The organism is Dermacoccus sp. GAS27A (assembly GCF_044909235.1).
Taxonomy (GTDB): domain Bacteria; phylum Actinomycetota; class Actinomycetes; order Actinomycetales; family Dermatophilaceae; genus Dermacoccus; species Dermacoccus nishinomiyaensis.
Genome location: NZ_JBIYDW010000010.1, coordinates 56,584 through 72,888, shown reverse-complemented (window position 1 = coordinate 72,888; position 16,305 = coordinate 56,584). Strand labels below are relative to the sequence as shown.

Annotated in this window: 18 protein-coding genes; 8 read left to right on the top strand and 10 right to left on the bottom strand. The window is 69.0% G+C overall.

The annotated features are described in order from the left end of the window. Positions 1–43: 43 nt before the first annotated feature. Positions 44–1,828 carry an arginine--tRNA ligase gene (argS, locus tag ABH936_RS11410; RefSeq protein ID WP_404603299.1) on the top strand — a complete coding sequence of 595 codons (1,785 nt, stop codon included), beginning with the start codon at positions 44–46 and terminating at the stop codon, positions 1,826–1,828. Positions 1,829–1,897: 69 nt separating this feature from the next. Here the strand turns inward: argS and ABH936_RS11405 are convergent, their stop codons facing one another. From ABH936_RS11405 to ABH936_RS11380, 6 genes are all read right to left on the bottom strand, one after another. Beyond that, positions 1,898–2,473 (bottom strand): alpha-ketoglutarate-dependent dioxygenase AlkB family protein, encoded by a 576-nt coding sequence (locus ABH936_RS11405; RefSeq protein WP_404603298.1) that lies wholly within the window; start codon positions 2,471–2,473, stop codon positions 1,898–1,900. A gap of 128 nt (positions 2,474–2,601) precedes the next feature. Next, positions 2,602–3,237, bottom strand: coding sequence for a class I SAM-dependent methyltransferase (locus ABH936_RS11400; RefSeq protein ID WP_404603297.1), 636 nt, complete (start codon positions 3,235–3,237; stop codon positions 2,602–2,604). Between the two features lie 149 nt (positions 3,238–3,386). Continuing rightward, positions 3,387–4,406, bottom strand: a complete 1,020-nt coding sequence (gene galE, locus ABH936_RS11395; RefSeq protein WP_404603296.1) for a UDP-glucose 4-epimerase GalE — start codon at positions 4,404–4,406, stop codon at positions 3,387–3,389. Positions 4,407–4,531: 125 nt separating this feature from the next. After that, the gene (locus ABH936_RS11390; RefSeq protein ID WP_038570111.1) at positions 4,532–5,260 is read right to left on the bottom strand and encodes a histidine phosphatase family protein; all 729 of its coding nucleotides are present in this window, start codon (positions 5,258–5,260) and stop codon (positions 4,532–4,534) included. Continuing rightward, entirely contained in the window at positions 5,257–6,429 is a 1,173-nt protein-coding gene (locus ABH936_RS11385) for a phosphotransferase family protein (RefSeq protein ID WP_165583756.1), read from the bottom strand. The genes ABH936_RS11390 and ABH936_RS11385 overlap by 4 nt, the downstream gene beginning before the upstream one ends. Then, the gene (locus ABH936_RS11380; protein WP_115296641.1) at positions 6,426–7,703 is read right to left on the bottom strand and encodes an acyl-CoA dehydrogenase family protein; all 1,278 of its coding nucleotides are present in this window, start codon (positions 7,701–7,703) and stop codon (positions 6,426–6,428) included. Before ABH936_RS11380 ends, ABH936_RS11385 begins: the two co-directional genes overlap by 4 nt. Positions 7,704–7,743: 40 nt before the next feature. Between ABH936_RS11380 and ABH936_RS11375 the strand changes: the two genes are divergently transcribed. Together ABH936_RS11375 and ABH936_RS11370 are read left to right on the top strand one after the other, a co-directional pair. Beyond that, entirely contained in the window at positions 7,744–8,457 is a 714-nt protein-coding gene (locus tag ABH936_RS11375) for a TetR/AcrR family transcriptional regulator (RefSeq protein WP_404603295.1), read from the top strand. 2 nt (positions 8,458–8,459) lie between these two features. Beyond that, positions 8,460–9,425 (top strand): NADPH:quinone oxidoreductase family protein, encoded by a 966-nt coding sequence (locus ABH936_RS11370; RefSeq protein WP_404603294.1) that lies wholly within the window; start codon positions 8,460–8,462, stop codon positions 9,423–9,425. Here ABH936_RS11370 and ABH936_RS11365 read toward each other — a convergent pair. Next, entirely contained in the window at positions 9,415–9,636 is a 222-nt protein-coding gene (locus tag ABH936_RS11365; protein ID WP_404603293.1) for a hypothetical protein, read from the bottom strand. The two genes, ABH936_RS11370 and ABH936_RS11365, sit on opposite strands and share 11 nt — an antisense overlap. A gap of 126 nt (positions 9,637–9,762) precedes the next feature. On the opposite strand from ABH936_RS11365, the gene ABH936_RS11360 reads away from it, so the two are divergent. Further along, positions 9,763–10,338 (top strand): DivIVA domain-containing protein, encoded by a 576-nt coding sequence (locus ABH936_RS11360; RefSeq protein WP_144693651.1) that lies wholly within the window; start codon positions 9,763–9,765, stop codon positions 10,336–10,338. Here ABH936_RS11360 and ABH936_RS11355 read toward each other — a convergent pair. Beyond that, positions 10,275–10,487 (bottom strand): pentapeptide repeat-containing protein, encoded by a 213-nt coding sequence (locus tag ABH936_RS11355; protein WP_404603292.1) that lies wholly within the window; start codon positions 10,485–10,487, stop codon positions 10,275–10,277. The genes ABH936_RS11360 and ABH936_RS11355 overlap by 64 nt on opposite strands. Between ABH936_RS11355 and ABH936_RS11350 the strand changes: the two genes are divergently transcribed. Beyond that, positions 10,447–11,049: an NUDIX domain-containing protein gene (locus ABH936_RS11350; RefSeq protein ID WP_404603291.1), complete on the top strand. Its 603-nt coding sequence runs from the start codon at positions 10,447–10,449 to the stop codon at positions 11,047–11,049. The two genes, ABH936_RS11355 and ABH936_RS11350, sit on opposite strands and share 41 nt — an antisense overlap. Positions 11,050–11,052: 3 nt before the next feature. Here ABH936_RS11350 and ABH936_RS11345 read toward each other — a convergent pair whose 3' ends face one another. Together ABH936_RS11345 and ABH936_RS11340 are read right to left on the bottom strand one after the other, a co-directional pair. Continuing rightward, complete coding sequence (locus ABH936_RS11345) at positions 11,053–11,457, bottom strand: phage holin family protein (RefSeq protein ID WP_208065383.1); 405 nt, start codon at positions 11,455–11,457, stop codon at positions 11,053–11,055. Between the two features lie 68 nt (positions 11,458–11,525). Beyond that, positions 11,526–12,581, bottom strand: a complete 1,056-nt coding sequence (locus ABH936_RS11340) for an alpha/beta hydrolase (RefSeq protein WP_404603290.1) — start codon at positions 12,579–12,581, stop codon at positions 11,526–11,528. Between the two features lie 100 nt (positions 12,582–12,681). Between ABH936_RS11340 and hisC the strand changes: the two genes are divergently transcribed. The 3 genes from hisC to ABH936_RS11325 all read left to right on the top strand — a co-directional run bounded on the left by hisC (position 12,682) and on the right by ABH936_RS11325 (position 16,293). Next, positions 12,682–13,788, top strand: a complete 1,107-nt coding sequence (hisC, locus tag ABH936_RS11335) for a histidinol-phosphate transaminase (RefSeq protein ID WP_404603289.1) — start codon at positions 12,682–12,684, stop codon at positions 13,786–13,788. 250 nt (positions 13,789–14,038) lie between these two features. Next, positions 14,039–15,256, top strand: coding sequence for a thiamine pyrophosphate-dependent dehydrogenase E1 component subunit alpha (locus ABH936_RS11330; protein WP_275439148.1), 1,218 nt, complete (start codon positions 14,039–14,041; stop codon positions 15,254–15,256). Then, positions 15,253–16,293, top strand: coding sequence for an alpha-ketoacid dehydrogenase subunit beta (locus tag ABH936_RS11325; protein WP_006946950.1), 1,041 nt, complete (start codon positions 15,253–15,255; stop codon positions 16,291–16,293). Before ABH936_RS11330 ends, ABH936_RS11325 begins: the two co-directional genes overlap by 4 nt. Positions 16,294–16,305: the final 12 nt, after the last annotated feature.

Here is a 16,305-nt window from a genome sequence, read left to right as displayed (position 1 = left end):
TGCGTGCGGAAAGGAATTTGCGCGCGCCACTAATCTTGACGTCATGGACGCCATCTCCGCACTGACCGGTCATCTGAGCAACGCGATCGCCTCGGCCCTCGGTGACGAGTGGCGCGACGCCGACCCCGTCATCCGTCCTGCGAACAAGAAGCAGACGAGCGCCGACGTGCAGGTCAACGCGGCGATGGCACTCGCGAAGAAGGTCGGCAAGAACCCGCGCGAGGTGGCGTCTGCGATCGTCGAGGCGCTGCGCGCGGACGACGAGGCCATGGCACTCGTCGACGACGTCGAGATCGCGGGTCCGGGCTTCCTCAACATCACGTTGTCGACGGATTGGGTCGCGGCGCAGGCGTCGTCGATCCTTGCTGACGGCTCGCTCGGCGTCGCGCCGGCAGCGAAGACCGAGATCATCCCGATCGACTACTCCTCGCCGAACGTCGCGAAGGAGATGCACGTCGGGCACCTGCGCACCACCGTCGTCGGGGATTCGCTGGCGCGTGTGCTCGAGCGGCTCGGGCACACCGTCATCCGGCAGAACCACGTCGGCGACTGGGGTACGCCCTTCGGGATGCTCATCGAGCACCTTCTCGAGGTGGGCGAGGATTCACCGGAGGCGGCGCTGCTCGAGAGCGACCCGAACGCGTTCTACCAGGCGGCGCGCACCAAGTTCGACACGGCCGAGAAGGCCGAGCCCGCCGGTTCGAAGGGTGACTTCAACACGCGGGCCCGCAAGCGCGTGACGTTGCTGCAGGGCGGTGACCCCGAGACGCTCGCGCACTGGAACAAGCTGATGGAGCGCTCGAAGGCGTACTTCAACAAGGTCTACGGGTTGCTCGGCGTGACGTTGACCGACGCCGACCTCGCGGGTGAGTCGACGTACAACGACGAGCTCGCGGGCATCTGCGACGACCTCGAGTCGCGTGGCATCGCCGTCGTCTCCGACGGGGCGCTGTGCATCTTCCAGGACGAGTTCACCGGGCGCGACGATGCGCCGGTGCCGCTCATCATCCGCAAGTCTGACGGCGGGTACGGCTACGCGACGACCGACCTCGCGACGGTACGTCACCGCTCGTTCGACCTGCAGGGCGATCGGATGGTGTACGTCGTCGGCGCGCCGCAGAACTTGCACTTCCGCATGACGTGGGCCGCCGCCGACAAGGCCGGCTACATCCGCCCCGAGTCGACGCCGATCCACGTGCAGATCGGGTCGGTGCTCGGCAAGGACGGCAAGATGTTCAAGACGCGCTCGGGCGACTCGGTGCTGCTCATGGACCTGCTCGGCGAGGCCGTCGACCGCGCCGCGGGCGTCGTCAGCGAGTCGAAGGCGGACATGAGCGACGAGGAGCGCGCCGTCGTCGCGCGTCAGGTCGGCATCGGCGCGGTGAAGTACGCCGACCTGTCGGTCTCGCACGACTCGGAGTACATCTTCGACTTCGACCGCATGCTGGCGTTGACGGGCAACACCGGCCCCTACCTCCAGTACGCGGCGACGCGCATTCGCTCGATCCTCGCGCGTGCCGCCGAGGCGGGGTACTCGCCGGCGGCGGAGATCACGCTGGGCGAGGACGCCGAACGCGCCCTCGCGTTGAAACTGCTCGACTACGGCGCCGTCGTGGCTGCCGTCGGCGAGTCGTTGGAGCCGCATCGCCTCGCCGGTTACCTGTTCGAACTGGCGACGACGTTCACGGCGTTCTACGAGAAGTGCCCGGTGCTCAAGGCTGATGACGACGACGTCCGTGCGTCGCGTCTGGCGTTGTGCGAACTGACGCTGGGCGTCCTCGTCGACGGATTGTCGCTGCTGGGCATCGAGACGCCCGAGAAGATGTGACGCTCGGGGCCCTCCCGAACCTGCCCCATCGGCGATTTACCTCCACATTCGCTCGATCCTGCAGGAACGTCAGGGATGTTCCGGGCGGGGCTCGAACCAACGGAACGTCAGGTTGATGCGGGGTTCGGTCACTCGCGTGCGTTTCGGAACGGCGTGCTGCCAGGCGCTCTGCGAGTCGTCGCGCATGACGACGAGGCTCCCGTGCGTGAGTGCGAGCGTCTCCTTCACGGTGTGATCGTCCTTGCGGCGCATGACGAAGTCGCGCGTGGCGCCGAGCGAGACACTTGCGATGGTGGGCGCAGGGCCCAACTCGGCTTCGTCATCGCTGTGCCAGGAGATGGAGTCCTGGCCGTCGCGGTAGAGGTTGAGCAGCACCGAGTTGTAGGGCGCTCCGGTGTCGGCGGCCAGACGCTCCCGCAGCGCGGCGAGCTTGGGCGTCCACGCGTTCGGCGGCTGTGTCGAGCCGGAGAAGGTGTACGGCGCATCGGCGTACCAGGCGATGAGGCGTGGCATCGCGATCATGCGGCCGTACATGGTGAGCGACGACGTCCGCCAGGGTGTCGCGCCGACGAGGTGCGACATGAGGTGGTCCGCCTCCTCCGTCGACAGATACGTCGCGCGCAGCTCGATCGGTGCCTTGCCCATGCCGCCCCTTCCCTGGCAGGTGCCCGCCCCCATGATGCGGCACGACGCACGAGTGGGGCATCCCCGACGTCGCCCTTCCTCACTCGAGCGATCCCACGCATGGGTGGGGCATCACGCGGCGCGTAACCTCACCTCGGCGCGACAGCGGTGAAGACCGCGACGACGAAGCCGTCGTCATGCGCGGGGGAGTGCATCTCCCACGTCGAGAAGCGCGCGTCGAGGCGCCAGCCGACGGCGTCGGCGTCGTCGAAGAACTGCTCGAACGTGTAGCCGCGGCCCGCGCCGAAGCCGACGGCGAGGCGCCCGCCGTCACGCACGCACTGACGCATCGCGGCCAGGCCGTCGCGGCGTGCGTCGTCGGGCATGAACGGCATGACGTTGCCCGCGCAGACGATCGCGTCCAACGGCGTGACGTCGAGATCGTCGAGGGACAGCCGTGCGAGGTCGACCACCTCGAAACGCAGCGACGGGTGGTCCTCGCGTGCGGCGGCGATGAGGACGGGGTCGAGGTCGACGCCGACGACGTCATGCCCGAGGGCACTCAACGCGGCGGGCACACGTCCCGGCCCGCAACCCGCGTCGAGAATGCGTGAGCCGGGCGTGACGAGCGCGTTGACGAGCCGCGCCTCGCCACCGAGGTCGTCGCCGCGCGCCGCCATGGCGCGGATGCGGTCGACGTACCACTGCGAACGCGTCGGATCCTCGCTCACCCACTCCGCCCAGCTCGGGTTCTCGCGTCGCGACTCGCGCGTCGGCTCGGTCACGCCAGTCTCCTCGTCGTGGGTCGCACGTCTGCTTCCATCATCGGGGCCGGGGGCACAGGACGGGGCGTGGTTCGGCGCCTCGCCGAAGCCTGAACATGCGGGGCACGGACTCGAGAGACCGTGCCATGTGGTTTCCGAACGACGTCGGCTCAGCCCCCGAAGCCGTTCGGGTTGGCCGACTGCCAGCGCCACGTGTCAGTGCACATGTCGTCGATGGTCTTCTGGGCCTTCCAACCGAGTTCTTCGCGAGCACGCGTGGGGTCGGCGAACGTCGTCGGCAGGTCGCCCGCACGTCGCGGCCCGATCTCGTAGGGCAGTTCGCGGCCGCACGCCCGCTCGAACGCGTGCAGCAACTCGAACACGCTCGTGCCCTCACCCGTGCCGAGGTTGAACGCGCGCGCCGAATCGTCCATGGCGTCAAGATGATCCAGCGCCGCGACGTGCCCCGCTGCGAGATCGACGACGTGGATGTAGTCGCGCTCGCCGGTGCCGTCCTTCGTGTCGTAGTCGTCGCCGAAGACCCCGAGCTTCTCGCGGCGCCCGACGGCGACCTGCGCGATGTACGGCATGAGGTTGTTCGGGATGCCGCTCGGATCCTCACCGATCAGCCCCGACGAGTGCGCGCCGATCGGGTTGAAATAACGCAGAAGCGCGGCCTTGAAGCGGGGCGACGCAGCGGCGACGTCGGTGACGATCTGCTCGATCATCGCCTTCGTCCAGCCGTACGGGTTCGTCGCGCGCAGCGGCTCGTACGTCTCGCTGTACGGCAGCGGCGCGTCGGGCCCGTACACCGTCGCCGACGACGAGAACACGAACTTCTCGACGCCGTGCGCCGTCATCGCCGACAGCAGCGAGAACGTCGAGTCGAGATTGTTCGCGTAGTACATGAGCGGCTTCTCGACGCTCTCGCCGACGGCCTTGTACCCCGCGAAGTGGATGACGGCGTCCGGCTTCACCGAGGCGACGAGGGCACTCGTCGCGGCAGCGTCCGTCAGGTCGATCTCGTGCAAGTCGATCGAGCGGCCGGCGATCTCCTCCAGGCGCGGCAGCACGGCCGGGCTCGAGTTCGAGAAGTTGTCGGCGATGACGGGTTCGTGCCCCGCCTCGATCAGGGCAAGGACGGTGTGGGATCCGATGTAGCCGGCACCACCGGCAACGAGTACGCGCATGACCTCAGCCTAGGCGCCCCACCCGCCGAGAACGATGAGACGCGGCTGTGCGCCGGCCCAGGGCATCTCGGGCATCAAGGACGCCGCGGCCGCAGCCGACATCCGCAGCGCCCCGCGGCGAGGGCTCACCGATACGTGATGAGCGAACGATCCCCGCCGAGATGAGCGTGGTCGTTGAGGCTCACTGCGGTGAGCGCCGACCCGGCAAGCACCGTCGTCACGCCCGTGTTGACGGTCACCTCGTTGAGGCGCCGCCACACCGTCGCCGCACCGTCAGGCAACGCCGCGGGCAGCGTCGATGCCGGTGACGGCGCCGTCAGCAGCCCCGCGGCGACCCACGCGATCGGCCCGCCGGAGCTGACGACGACGGCGCTGCGCCCCGACTCGAGGCGTGAGGTCACGCGCCCGAGCGCGAGCGCGACGCGGTCGCGGAACTGCGAGAACGTCTCGGGATAGTCGTCGTCGAAGTCGCCACTCGCCCAACGCGATGCGGCCGCGACGAACATCTCCTGAAACGCCTTGCGCGGGTGACGGTGACGCGCGAGGTCGGCGCGCATGACGGCGTGGTTGCGGTACGCGGGCTTGTACGCCTCGATGATCGCGTCGTGGTCGTACTCGTTCCACCCCGCATCCGTGCTGACGTCCGACTCCCACCCGGCGGCTTCCCACAGCCGCGACCCGGTGAGTTGCTGACGCCGCATCGTGCCCGTGACGAGGACGTCGGGCGTCACGCCGCGCGCCGCCAACCCCTCGCCGGCGAGGCGTGCCTGACGTTCGCCGAGCTCCGACAGCTGGTCGTATGCCGCGCGCGAGGGCCCGGCCTGCCCGTGCCGCACGAGGTGGATGACGCTCACGACAGCCGTCCCGCGCGTCGCATGAGGCGCCGGCAGCGCCATTCGAGGTAGATCACCATGCCGCGAAACTGCTTGAACGCGGGGTTGCTCGTCTGGCCGTTCGCATACCGGTAGTAGATCTGCTGGGCGATGACGGCGAGTCGGAACAGGCCGAAGATCTCGTAGAACAGCTGATCCTTGGGGCTGATCGCACGCCCCGACGCGTGCGCGTAGTACTGCCACACCTCGTCGCGCGTGAGCATGCCGGGCGCGTGCGTGGGCTGACGGCGTGAGCCGCGCATGATGCGGTCGTCGTCGGCCTGCACCCAGTAGGCGAGGGCGCCGCCGAGATCCATGAGCGGGTCGCCGAGCGTTGCCATCTCCCAGTCGAGGACACCGATGACGCGCGTCGGGTCGTCGTGCGCGAGGACGAGGTTGTCGAAGCGGAAATCGTTGTGGATCAGGCAGTTACCGACGTCGTGTGGCTGGTGCTCGTCGAGCCAGGCCATCACCTTCTCGAACGATCCGGTGCCATGACGCACACCGTGCGTACGTGCCTTGCGGTAGCGCGCCGACCATCCGTCGACCTGCCGCTTGACGTACCCCTCGCCCTTGCCGAAGCGCTCCAGCTCGGTGCCGGCGACGTCGATCGAGTGCAACGCGACGAGCTGGTCGATCGCGGCGGTGCACAGCGCCCGCACCTCGGCCTCGCCGAGACCCAGCTCAGCGGGAATGTTCTTGCGCAGGATGATGCCGTCGAGGCGCTCCATGACGTAGAAGTCGCTGCCGATGACGCCGGCGTCGTCGCAGAACGCGATCATCGGCGCGACGGCGGGGAACACGGGCGCCAGCGCGCGTTGGATGTCGTGCTCACGGCGCATGTCGTGCGCGCCCTTCGCCTTCGTGCCCGCCGGCGGACGACGCAGGATGAGGTCACGGGTCGGGTAACGCAGCAGATACGTCAGATTGCTCGCGCCGCCGGTGAACTGCTTGACCTCCGGCGCCGCGTCGAGTCCGCTCGTGTCTGCGTCGGGGTGCGCGTGCTCACGCAGCCATGCGGCGACGCGTTCGACGTCGAACGCATCCTCGCCGCGCACGTCGGAGGCGTTCGTCGCGACGTCGTCGACGGGCGCCGCCGTGGGGGCGGTGGGGGCCGCGGGAGCGCCAGGAGTGTCCGGGGCCGGGCTCACTTGGCCTCACCCTTCGCGGCGGCCAGGTAGGGCTTGAGCTCGGCGCGCGCGACCATGCCGAGGTGCACCTCGTCGGGGCCGTCGGCGAGACGCAGCGAACGCGCCGTCGCATAAGCGGACGTCAGGGGGAAGTCGTCGCTCATGCCACCGCCGCCGTGCATCTGGATGGCGAAGTCGATGACGTCGCAGGCGATCTGCGGCACGACGGCCTTGATGGCGCTGACGTCGACGCGCGCGCCTTCGGTGCCGTAGGCGTCCAGCTTCGCTGCCGCGTTCTGCACGAGCAGACGCGCCATGTCGATGTCGATGCGGGCCTTCGCGATGCGCTCGCGGTTGCCGCCGAGCTGCACGAGGGGCTTGCCGAACGCGACGCGCTCGGTGCCACGACGGCAGGCGCGCTCGAGCGCCATCTCGGCGAGCCCGATGAGGCGCATGCAGTGATGGATGCGGCCCGGGCCGAGGCGTCCCTGCGCGATGGCGAACGCCTGACCCGGCCCCGACAGCACGTTGGACGCCGGCACGCGGACGTTCTCGAGCGACACCTCGCAGTGCCCGAGCGGCTCGTCGAGCTGACCCATGACGGGCAGCGCACGCTCGATCGTCACACCGGGCGCGTCGGCCGGCACGAGAACCATCGAGTGCTGGGCGTGACGCGGTGCGTCCGGGTCGGTCAGACCCATGAAGACGAACACCTTGCAGTCGGGGTGCGCTGCACCGGAACTCCACCACTTGCGGCCGTTGATGACGATCTCGTCCCCGTCGACCTCGGCGCGCGCCGCCATGTTCGTCGCGTCCGAACTCGCGACCGCGGGCTCCGTCATGAGGAACGCCGAACGAATCTTTCCCTCGAGCAGCGGCACGAGCCACTCCTCCTGCTGCTCGCGCGTGCCGTACTTGAGCAACACCTCCATGTTGCCGGTGTCGGGGGCGTTGCAGTTGAAGATGAGCGGCGCGAGCGCCGTGCGGCCCGTCTTCTCCGCGATGGCGGCGTAATCGACGTTGGAGAAACCCTTGCCGCCACGCGTGCCGAAGCGTGCGGCCCACTCGTCGCCGTGCTCGCCGGCGGGCAGGAACAGGTTCCACAGCCCCGCTTCGCGCGCCTGCGCCTTGAGCTCGTCGATCTTCGGGTGCACGACGAAGGAGTTCTCGCCGCGAGCGCGCATCGAGGCGTAGTCGCGCGTGATCTCGGCCTCGGCGGGCTCGATCCTCTCGCGCACGAAGGTATCGACGTCTGCGGCGATCTCGGCCGCGCGGGGCGAAACGGTGAGGTCCATGTCTTGACCGTAACCCCTTTGTTGAGCAATGCTCAATAGAGTGAGCGAGAAAGATTCCAGACCCCGTCAGCGCCTGACACAGGACGAGCGCCGCCGTCAGCTGCTCGGCATCGGGCTGAAGATGCTCACCGAGCGACCCATCCAGGACGTCGCGCTCGACGCCGTCGCCGAGGAGGCCGGCATCTCGCGCGGGTTGCTCTTCCATTATTTCCCGTCGAAGACCGCGTACTACGAGGCTGTCGTCGCAGCCGCGGGTCGCCGCATCCTGCGCAACGTCACCCCGCCCGACGACGTGACGGGCCGCGCGGCGCTCGCCGCGATGGTCGAGGCGTTCGTCGCTCAGATCGAACGCCGACACGAGCTCTATCGCGCCCTCGTCGAGGGCAGCCTCGCCGACGTCGGGGGAGCCGAGGCCGCTGTCACGCTGCGGGAGCGCCTCACCGACATCGTCCTCTCTTCGCTTGCCACAGAACCCGATTCGACGACGCCGCACCCCGCCGTCGTCCACGCCTGGCTCGCGTACGTCGAGGATCTCGCCGTCCAGGGCACACGCCCCGCCGTGCGCGAGCAGTTCGACGCCGGCGCCACCGTCCGTCATGCGCTGGCGGCGCTCGACGCGTTGAGCGGCGTGGCGATCACGCCGTCGCACTTCTCCCCCCAGGACGACGGCGCGCCCCGCCACGACTGCGGGCCTGACGTGCCCCAGCCCGTCACCCCTCACGATCACACCTCCCAGACCCCCACCAAGGAGTAGCCATGCGCGCAGTTCAGGTCGTCACCCTCGACGGGCCCGGCGCCGTCCGTATCAACGACGTCGACGCCCCCACGCCGAAGCCGCACGAGGTGCTCATCGACGTGCGCGCCGCCGGGTTGTGCTACCCCGACGCGTTGCTGACCCGTGGGCTGTACCAGATGAAGCCCGAGCCGCCGTTCACGCTCGGGGCCGAGGTGGCGGGCGTCGTCGCCCAGGCGCCCGAGGGGTCGGGGTTCAGCGTGGGCGACCGTGTCGTCGCCTTCCCCGGCTTCGGGGGGATGGCCGAGCAGGTGTGCGTCGCAGCGCCGTTCGTCTTCCACCTGCCGGACGACGTCGGCTTCGAGACGGGTGCGGCCCTGCCCATGAACTACCTCACCGTGCAGTTCGCCCTCGACCGACGTGGGCGCCTGGCCGAGGGGGAGACGGTGCTCGTGCACGGTGCGGCCGGCGGCATCGGCATCGCCGCGATCCAGCACGCCAAGGCGCGTGGTGCGCGCGTGATCGCCGTCGCCTCGAGCGACGACAAGCGCGCGATCGCCACCCAGGCCGGCGCGGACGACGTCATCGCGCCCGACGGGTTCAAGGACGCCGTCATGGAGCTGACGGACGGCCGCGGCGTCGACATCGTCGTCGACCCGGTCGGCGGCGACCGCTTCACCGACTCGCTGCGCAGCCTCGCCGTCGAAGGCCGCTTGCTCGTCATCGGGTTCACCGGCGGCGCGATTCCCGAGGTGAAGGTCAACCGGCTGCTGCTCAACAACGTCGACGTCGTCGGCGTCGGGTGGGGCGCGTTCTGGATGCCGCGCCCCGAGACGGTGCCCGTGCAGTGGAAGGCGATCGAGCCGCTCGTCGCCTCCGGTCAACTCTCACCGGTACTCGGCGAGGTACGCCCCCTCGAGCGTGCCGGCGAGGCCATCGCCGAGATGGAGGAGCGCCGCGCGACGGGCAAGCTCGTCCTCACGCTGTGACGGTTCGGGTGCCGCCCGGTGCCGAGCCGGGCGCACTCGCCTCGTTCTGCTCGGGATCCGCTCTGCAGGCCCGGCGCACGAGCAGGCCGGTGGCGCCGATGAGGGCGCCGACGACGAACACCCTCACGGCGAGCAGGCCCAGCATCCCGGCCAGGACGGCGTTGATGACACCGGAACCTGCGTGGGTCGTGACGTACTCGCTCGTCGGCAAATGGCCTCCCCCTCAGCAGCCGCGTCGCCTGCGCCGATCGCGCTTAGGGTGCGACTCACGCTCTTGGCTCAGCCAAGCACGGATCGTCGACGGGCGGGGTTTGCGAGGACGTGAAAAGGTGGGGGCATGTCGTGGAGTTCCGAGCAGATCGCCTGCGTCGAAGGAGCGCGTTTCGCGCCGAGCACCATCGGGTACGAACGTGAGGACGTCGAGCGCCTGCGCCGTCGCGCCGTCATCGCGATGAGAGCCGGCAAGCCGCTGCCCGACCTCGATGCGATGGTACTGCGGCGCACCGCGCGCGGCGGGCTGAACCTCGGGCAGGTCGACGGTCTGCGCACCGTGCTGTCGGTGTGGCGACGCACCACGCCGATCGAGGATCCGCAGGACGTGGCACGTCGCGCTCAGGAAGCCGAACTGGCGGCCTTCGCGGGTGCGCGTGACGGCGCGCCGCGCTGGAGTTCGCAGCAGATGGATCGCGTGCGCGACAAGCACTTCACGTTGCTGCGGCGCACGGCGACGAGCTACGACGAGAGCGACGTCGACGACTACCTCGACTCCGTCGTCGTCGCGATGCGTCGCGGCGTCGAGCTGCCCGACCCGGCGCAGGCGCGTTTCGCGTCGTCGGGCTTGCGGCGCGGCTACGACCCGAAGGAAGTCGACGACTTCCTCGACGAGATCGCCCACCTGCGACCGGAGGGATGACGAGCGATGAACGATCCCGACAAGCCCGCCCACGACAGCCGGGCCCCTGAGAACCAGGCTCCCGAGAACCGCGCCCTCGAGAACTCAGGCGATGAGAAGTCGGCCCCCGTGACGAGCTCGCCGGTCGACGACGCCGCGCAGAGCGGCACACCTGCAGGGGTCGACGAGTTGCGTCGTGCGACGCGCGCCGAGGTCGACGCCGAGGGCCTGCCCGACGAGAACACTGTCTCGAAGGCGGCGGTCTACCTCAACCGCAAGCTGCCGCGCACGCGCACCATCACCCAGGGGCTCGTGCGTGACGCCGAGGGTCGGGTCATGCTGTGTCAGTTGTCGTACAAGAAGTTCTGGGATCTGCCCGGCGGTGTCGTCGACCCGCACGAGTCACCGGCGCACGCCCTCGTGCGGGAGATCGCGGAGGAACTCGGCGCGACGGCGACGATCACAGGTCTGCGTGTCGTGTCGTGGCTGCCGCCGTGGCGCGGCTGGGACGACGCGATGCTCTACCTGTTCGACGTCGAACTCGACCGTCCGGCAGGCGAATTCGCGCTGCAGCGCAAGGAGATCGCAGGCATCCACTTCATCGGCCTCGACGAACTCGACGACCACGTCGCGGCCTACACCGCCAAGGTGATCCGGCGCGCCGTCACGGCGATCGAGAACGGCGAGAGCGGTGTCTACCTCGAGAACGGTGACGAGCCGGGCTGGGCCTGAGCCTCAGACGCGGTAGTCGCTGCGCTCGTCGTCCGGGTCGATGATGAGCCCGAGGATCCATGACACGACCGACACGATGGCGGCTCCGACGACAGCGGTCGGCCAGAAGCGGTCGATGTGGAACGCGACGCCGAGCTGACCCGCGAGCCACGACGTCAGCATGAGCATCGCCGCGTTGATGACGAAGATGAACAACCCGAGCGTCAGGACGAGGAACGGCAGCCCGAGCAGCTTCGCGAGCGGCCGCACGAGCGCGTTCACGACGCCGAAGAGTGCGCCGACGACGAGTGCCGTGACCAGCTTCGTCGAGTTCGTCGTGAACCCGTCCGCGAGCGTCATGCCCTCGAGCAGGGCGGCGGCCACCCAGATGGCGGCCGCGTTGATGGCGACCTTGACGAGTGTGCGCATGAACCCACTCTGCCCCGCAGGGCTGAATGTTTCCTCGATCTGAGCGGCGCGCTCGCTGACGGCCGGCCTCAGGTCTGCGGTTGGGTGAACGCCCACTGGATCATCTCGCCCAGGTGGGGGACGTACGTGTTGTAGTTGTGCCCGCCGTGCGCGATCCACATCGCCGACACGTGCGGATCGGCCTTGGCCAGGTCGGCCATGCGCTTCGAGGTGGTCCAGGTCGCCTTGTCCTCACGGCTCGCGACGAGGAGCATGCGCGTCGTGGGCATCTGGTAGAGGCGGTAGAGGTAGGACGGGGAGTTGAGGTCGCGCTCACTCTTCGAGCGGTAGAGGTCGCCCGTCGTTCCGTCCGTCATCGATTCGAAGTACCCACCCATCGAGACTGCCGAGCCCCATGGTGAACCGGAACGGGTGTAGAGCGCCTTTGCCGCGCAGTACCCGCCGGTGCTCCAGCCCAGCGCCGACCACTGCTTCGACTCCTTGGCGACTCGCAGGTGCGAACGGATGGCGTTGGGCACCGTCCGCGTCAGGAACGTCAGTTCCTGGGGGCCGTGCGTGATGTTGGTGCACTCGGTGTCGCGTCCCTGCACCGTCTGGTAGGGCGCGAACACGGCGACGAACGGGGCGGTCGTCCCCTTCTCGACGAGAGCGCTCGCCGTCTGACCGAAGTTGAGGTTCTCGACGGTGGAGCCGACCGTGTTGGCGTAGCCAGGCAGCACGACGAGGACGGGGTAGCGCTTGTTGGCGTTCGCCTTGTCGTGGTAGCCCGGCGGCAACCACGCGACGCTCTGCGCGGTGCCACCGCCCGGCGTGGTGATGGGGAACGACTCGAAGCTGCCGCTGCCGGCGGAGCTGGCGTCGACACCACCGGCGGCGATGGCGGCCGCGCCGTTGTCCGTCTTGCCGAGCGCGTCGTCCCAGCTCGAGTAGAAACCGTACTGACGGTTGACGTACAACCCGAGGGAGGCGACGGCGAGCACCTGGGCGACGACGATCGCCACCCAACTGCCGACGGCGCGCTGCCACGTCGCCTTCGTGCGCTGGCGCACCAGGACGAGCGCCAGTGGCACGATGACGGCACCGATCACCACGAGGGTGAGCAGCGTCGGGCTGGTGATGGACAAGGTGGCCTCCCCTGATCTGATTCTCGGCGTCATTAAAGGTGCTCATGCTGGGGGAACGATGAAGAACATCTGGAAACCTCGCGCGGCCTAGGCTGAGAGCATGAGCGAATCGCTGGAGACCCCCGTCCGTCTGCGCACCACCCTCGATTCCGTGCCGGGTTACAAGCCGGGCAGGCCGGCGGCCACGGCCGCGGAGGATTCGGAGCGCGGCGTCACGAGCGTGTTCAAGATCTCCAGCAACGAGAACCCGTACCCGCCGCTGCCGTCCGTGCTCGACATCGTGCGCGAGGCCGCGACGACGATGAACCGTTACCCGGACATGGCGTCGTCGGAGTTGACGCACGCCCTGGCGCAGCGGGTGGGTGTGAGCGCCGACGAGGTGAGCTTCGGCACGGGCTCGGTGGGCGTCCTCGCCTCCCTCATCCAGATCACGTGCGAGCCGGGCGACGAGGTCGTCTACGCGTGGCGCTCGTTCGAGGCGTACCCGATCGTCGTCGCGCTCGCGGGGGCGCGCTCGGTGCAGGTGCCGCTCGACGCCGACGCGCGGCACGACCTCGATGCGATGGCGGCTGCCGTCACCGATCGCACGCGGCTGCTCATCGTCTGCACACCCAACAATCCGACAGGCCCGAGCGTGCGTGCTGACGAGTTGCGCGCGTTCCTGCGGTCGCTGCCGGAGGATCTGCTCGTCGTGCTCGACGAGGCTTACCTCGAGTTCGTCGTCGCGGACGATGCGCCGGACGCGCTCTCCATCTACCGCGAGTTTCCCAACGTCGTCGTCCTGCGGACCTTCTCCAAGGCCTACGGCCTCGCGGGGCTGCGCGTCGGTTACGCGTTGGCGCGCCCGCGCATCACGACGGCGCTGCGCAAGGCGGCCACCCCGTTCGGCGTGAGTGACATGGCGCAGAAGGCCGCCATCGCCAGCATCGCAGCGTTCGACGAACTGCAGGAGCGCGTCGTCGCCCTCGTCGCTGAGCGCCGACGCGTCGTCGACGCCCTGGGCGAGGCGGGCGTCGACATCCCCGACACGCAGGCCAACTTCGTGTGGCTGCCGCTCCGCGAGCGGGCACTCGAGTTCGCTGCCTTCGCGGACGAGAACGGTCTCGTCGTGCGCCCGTTCGACGGTGACGGCGTGCGCTGCACGATCGCCGAGGTCGAGGCCAACGGCCGTCTCATCGACGTCGTGACGCGCTTCTACGCGGGGTGAGTCGTCTCTTCGGGCTAGATTCGAGTGGTGCCGATCACATCGTGAGACGGGGTTTCGCGCCTCGATACCACTGTGAACTCGGACGACGAAACCGTCATTCGGATGCGAATTACTCGTCGGTAGCCAGGTAGCGTCTCCTAGGTGGCGTGACCTGCGTCACAAGCCCTGTGGTGGCGTCCCGCACTCCGTGACGTCACCCCCGAACGCCTCACGCCCCGCACTCAGGGCGACGTCGCGCAAGGAGGAAACGATGACGATTCCCGACGCTTCGCGCACCAATCACGCAGCGCACCTCGATGGGGTGACGCACGTGGCCGGTCATGCCCTCGACGGCAAGCCGGACATCACCGACGGCGGCCCCGACATGGTGCAGCTCATCGCACCCGACGGCACCCGCTCGCCGATGACGAGCGTCAACGAGCCGTACATGGAAGCGCTCAAGGCCATCACGGCCGAAGAGGTGCGCGCGATGTACCGCGACATGGTGCTCGTGCGCCGATTCGACATCGAGGGCTACAGCCTGCAGCGCCAGGGCGAGCTCGGCCTGTGGCCGCAGCTGCTCGGCCAGGAGGCCGCCCAGGTCGCCGCCGGCCACGCGCTGCGCGAGCAGGACTACGGCTTCCCCGGCTACCGCGAGCACGGCGTCGCGTTCTGCCGCGGCATCCAGCCGAGCCAGGTCTTCGCGCTCTACCGCGGCGTCACGCACGGCGGTCACGACCCGCGCAAGCACAACTTCAACACCTCGACGATCGTCATCGGCAACCAGATGCTCAACGCCGTCGGCTATGCCATGGGCCTGCGCCTCGACGGTGTCGTCGGCACGGGGGACGTGAACGTCGACGCGGCCGTCATGGCATTCACCGGCGACGGCGGCACGAGCCAGGGCGACTTCAACGAGGCGATGGTCTACGCGGCCGTCAACCACTCGCCGATGGTCTTCTTCATCCAGAACAACGGCTGGGCGATCAGCGAGCCGAACACGCGTCAGTTCATCATCCCGCCCTACAAGCGCGCTGACGGCTTCGGCTTCCCCGGCGTGCGCACCGACGGCAACGACGTCCTCGCGACGTACGCCGTCACCCGTCGCAGCCTCGACAACGCGCGCAGCGGGCTCGGCCCGACGCTCGTCGAGGCGTTCACCTACCGCATGGGCGCGCACACGACGTCCGACGACCCGTCGCGCTACCGCGACTCGGCGCACGTCGAGGCGTGGAAGGCGAAGGACCCGATCGCGCGCCTGCGTTCGCTGCTCGAGCGCGAGAACCACGCCGACGCGGCGTTCTTCGACGACGTCGACGCCGAGGCGAAGGAGCTCGCCGCCGAGTGGCGCCGCTCGTGCCTCGAGATGCCCGACCCGGAGATGACGGCGATGTTCGACCACGCCTACACGGTCATGGACGACCAGCTCACCGCTCAGCGCGACGAGTTCGCGGCCTATCTCGCCTCCTTCGAGGACGATGCAGCATGAGCGGCGCTTCCACGAGCACGGCCCCCGGCGCCGAGAAGGCCGCGAAACCGAAGAAGGCCCCCAAGCTCTCACTCGCCAAGGCGCTCAACGCGGCGATGCACGACGCGATGGCGGCCGACGACAAGGTCGTCGTCATCGGTGAGGACGTCGGCGAGCTCGGCGGCGTCTTCCGCCTGACCGACGGGTTGAAGAAGGAGTTCGGCGAGCGCGTCATCGACCCGCCGCTGGCCGAATCCGGCATCGTCGGTTCGGCCGTCGGCCTCGCGATGCGCGGGTACCGCCCGATCGTCGAGATCCAGTTCGACGGGTTCGTGTACCCGGCGTTCGACCAGATCGTCAGCCAGGTCTCCAAGGTGCACAACCGCACCGAGGGCGCCGTCAAGCTGCCCATGGTCATCCGCATCCCGTTCGGCGGCGGCATCGGCGCCGTCGAGCACCACAGCGAGTCGAACGAGGCGTACTTCGCGCACACCGCCGGCCTGCGCGTCGTCGTGTGCTCGCGCCCCGTCGACGCGTACTGGATGATGCGTCAGGCGATCGACTGCGACGACCCGGTCATCTTCTTCGAGCCCAAGCGCCGCTACCACGAGCCCAGCCCCGACCAGCTCGACCTCGCAGCCGGCCCCGCTCGCGGCCTCTTCGAGGCCGAGGTGCTGCGCGAGGGCACCGACCTGACGCTGCTCGCGTACGGCCCGATGGTGCGCACGTGCCTCGACGTCGCCGCGGCCGCCGAGGCGGAGGGTCGCTCGCTCGAGGTCATCGACCTGCGCACGCTGTCGCCGATCGACGAGGAGACGATCTGCGAGTCCGTGCGCAAGACGGGCCGCGCCGTCATCGTGCACGAGGCCGCACGCTCGTACGGGGTGGGCGCCGAGCTGGCCGCGCTCCTGCAGGAGCGCTGCTTCTATTCGCTCGAAGCGCCCGTGCAACGCGTCACCGGCTATGACATCCCCTACCCGCCGAGCCGCCACGAGCGCGAATACCTGCCCGGGCTCGACCGCATCCTCGACGCCGTCGACGCGTCCTTCAGCTTCTAGGAGTACCGCCGA

Coding starts and splice junctions, on each gene's coding strand:
- hisC (WP_404603289.1), top strand. CDS start 12,682: ATGAGCGAATCGCTGGAGACCCCCGTCCGTCTGCGCACCACCCTCGAT.
- ABH936_RS11405 (WP_404603298.1), bottom strand. CDS start 2,473: ATGGGCAAGGCACCGATCGAGCTGCGCGCGACGTATCTGTCGACGGAG.
- ABH936_RS11345 (WP_208065383.1), bottom strand. CDS start 11,457: ATGCGCACACTCGTCAAGGTCGCCATCAACGCGGCCGCCATCTGGGTG.
- ABH936_RS11330 (WP_275439148.1), top strand. CDS start 14,039: ATGACGATTCCCGACGCTTCGCGCACCAATCACGCAGCGCACCTCGAT.
- argS (WP_404603299.1), top strand. CDS start 44: ATGGACGCCATCTCCGCACTGACCGGTCATCTGAGCAACGCGATCGCC.
- ABH936_RS11370 (WP_404603294.1), top strand. CDS start 8,460: ATGCGCGCAGTTCAGGTCGTCACCCTCGACGGGCCCGGCGCCGTCCGT.
- ABH936_RS11325 (WP_006946950.1), top strand. CDS start 15,253: ATGAGCGGCGCTTCCACGAGCACGGCCCCCGGCGCCGAGAAGGCCGCG.
- galE (WP_404603296.1), bottom strand. CDS start 4,406: ATGCGCGTACTCGTTGCCGGTGGTGCCGGCTACATCGGATCCCACACC.
- ABH936_RS11360 (WP_144693651.1), top strand. CDS start 9,763: ATGTCGTGGAGTTCCGAGCAGATCGCCTGCGTCGAAGGAGCGCGTTTC.
- ABH936_RS11380 (WP_115296641.1), bottom strand. CDS start 7,703: ATGGACCTCACCGTTTCGCCCCGCGCGGCCGAGATCGCCGCAGACGTC.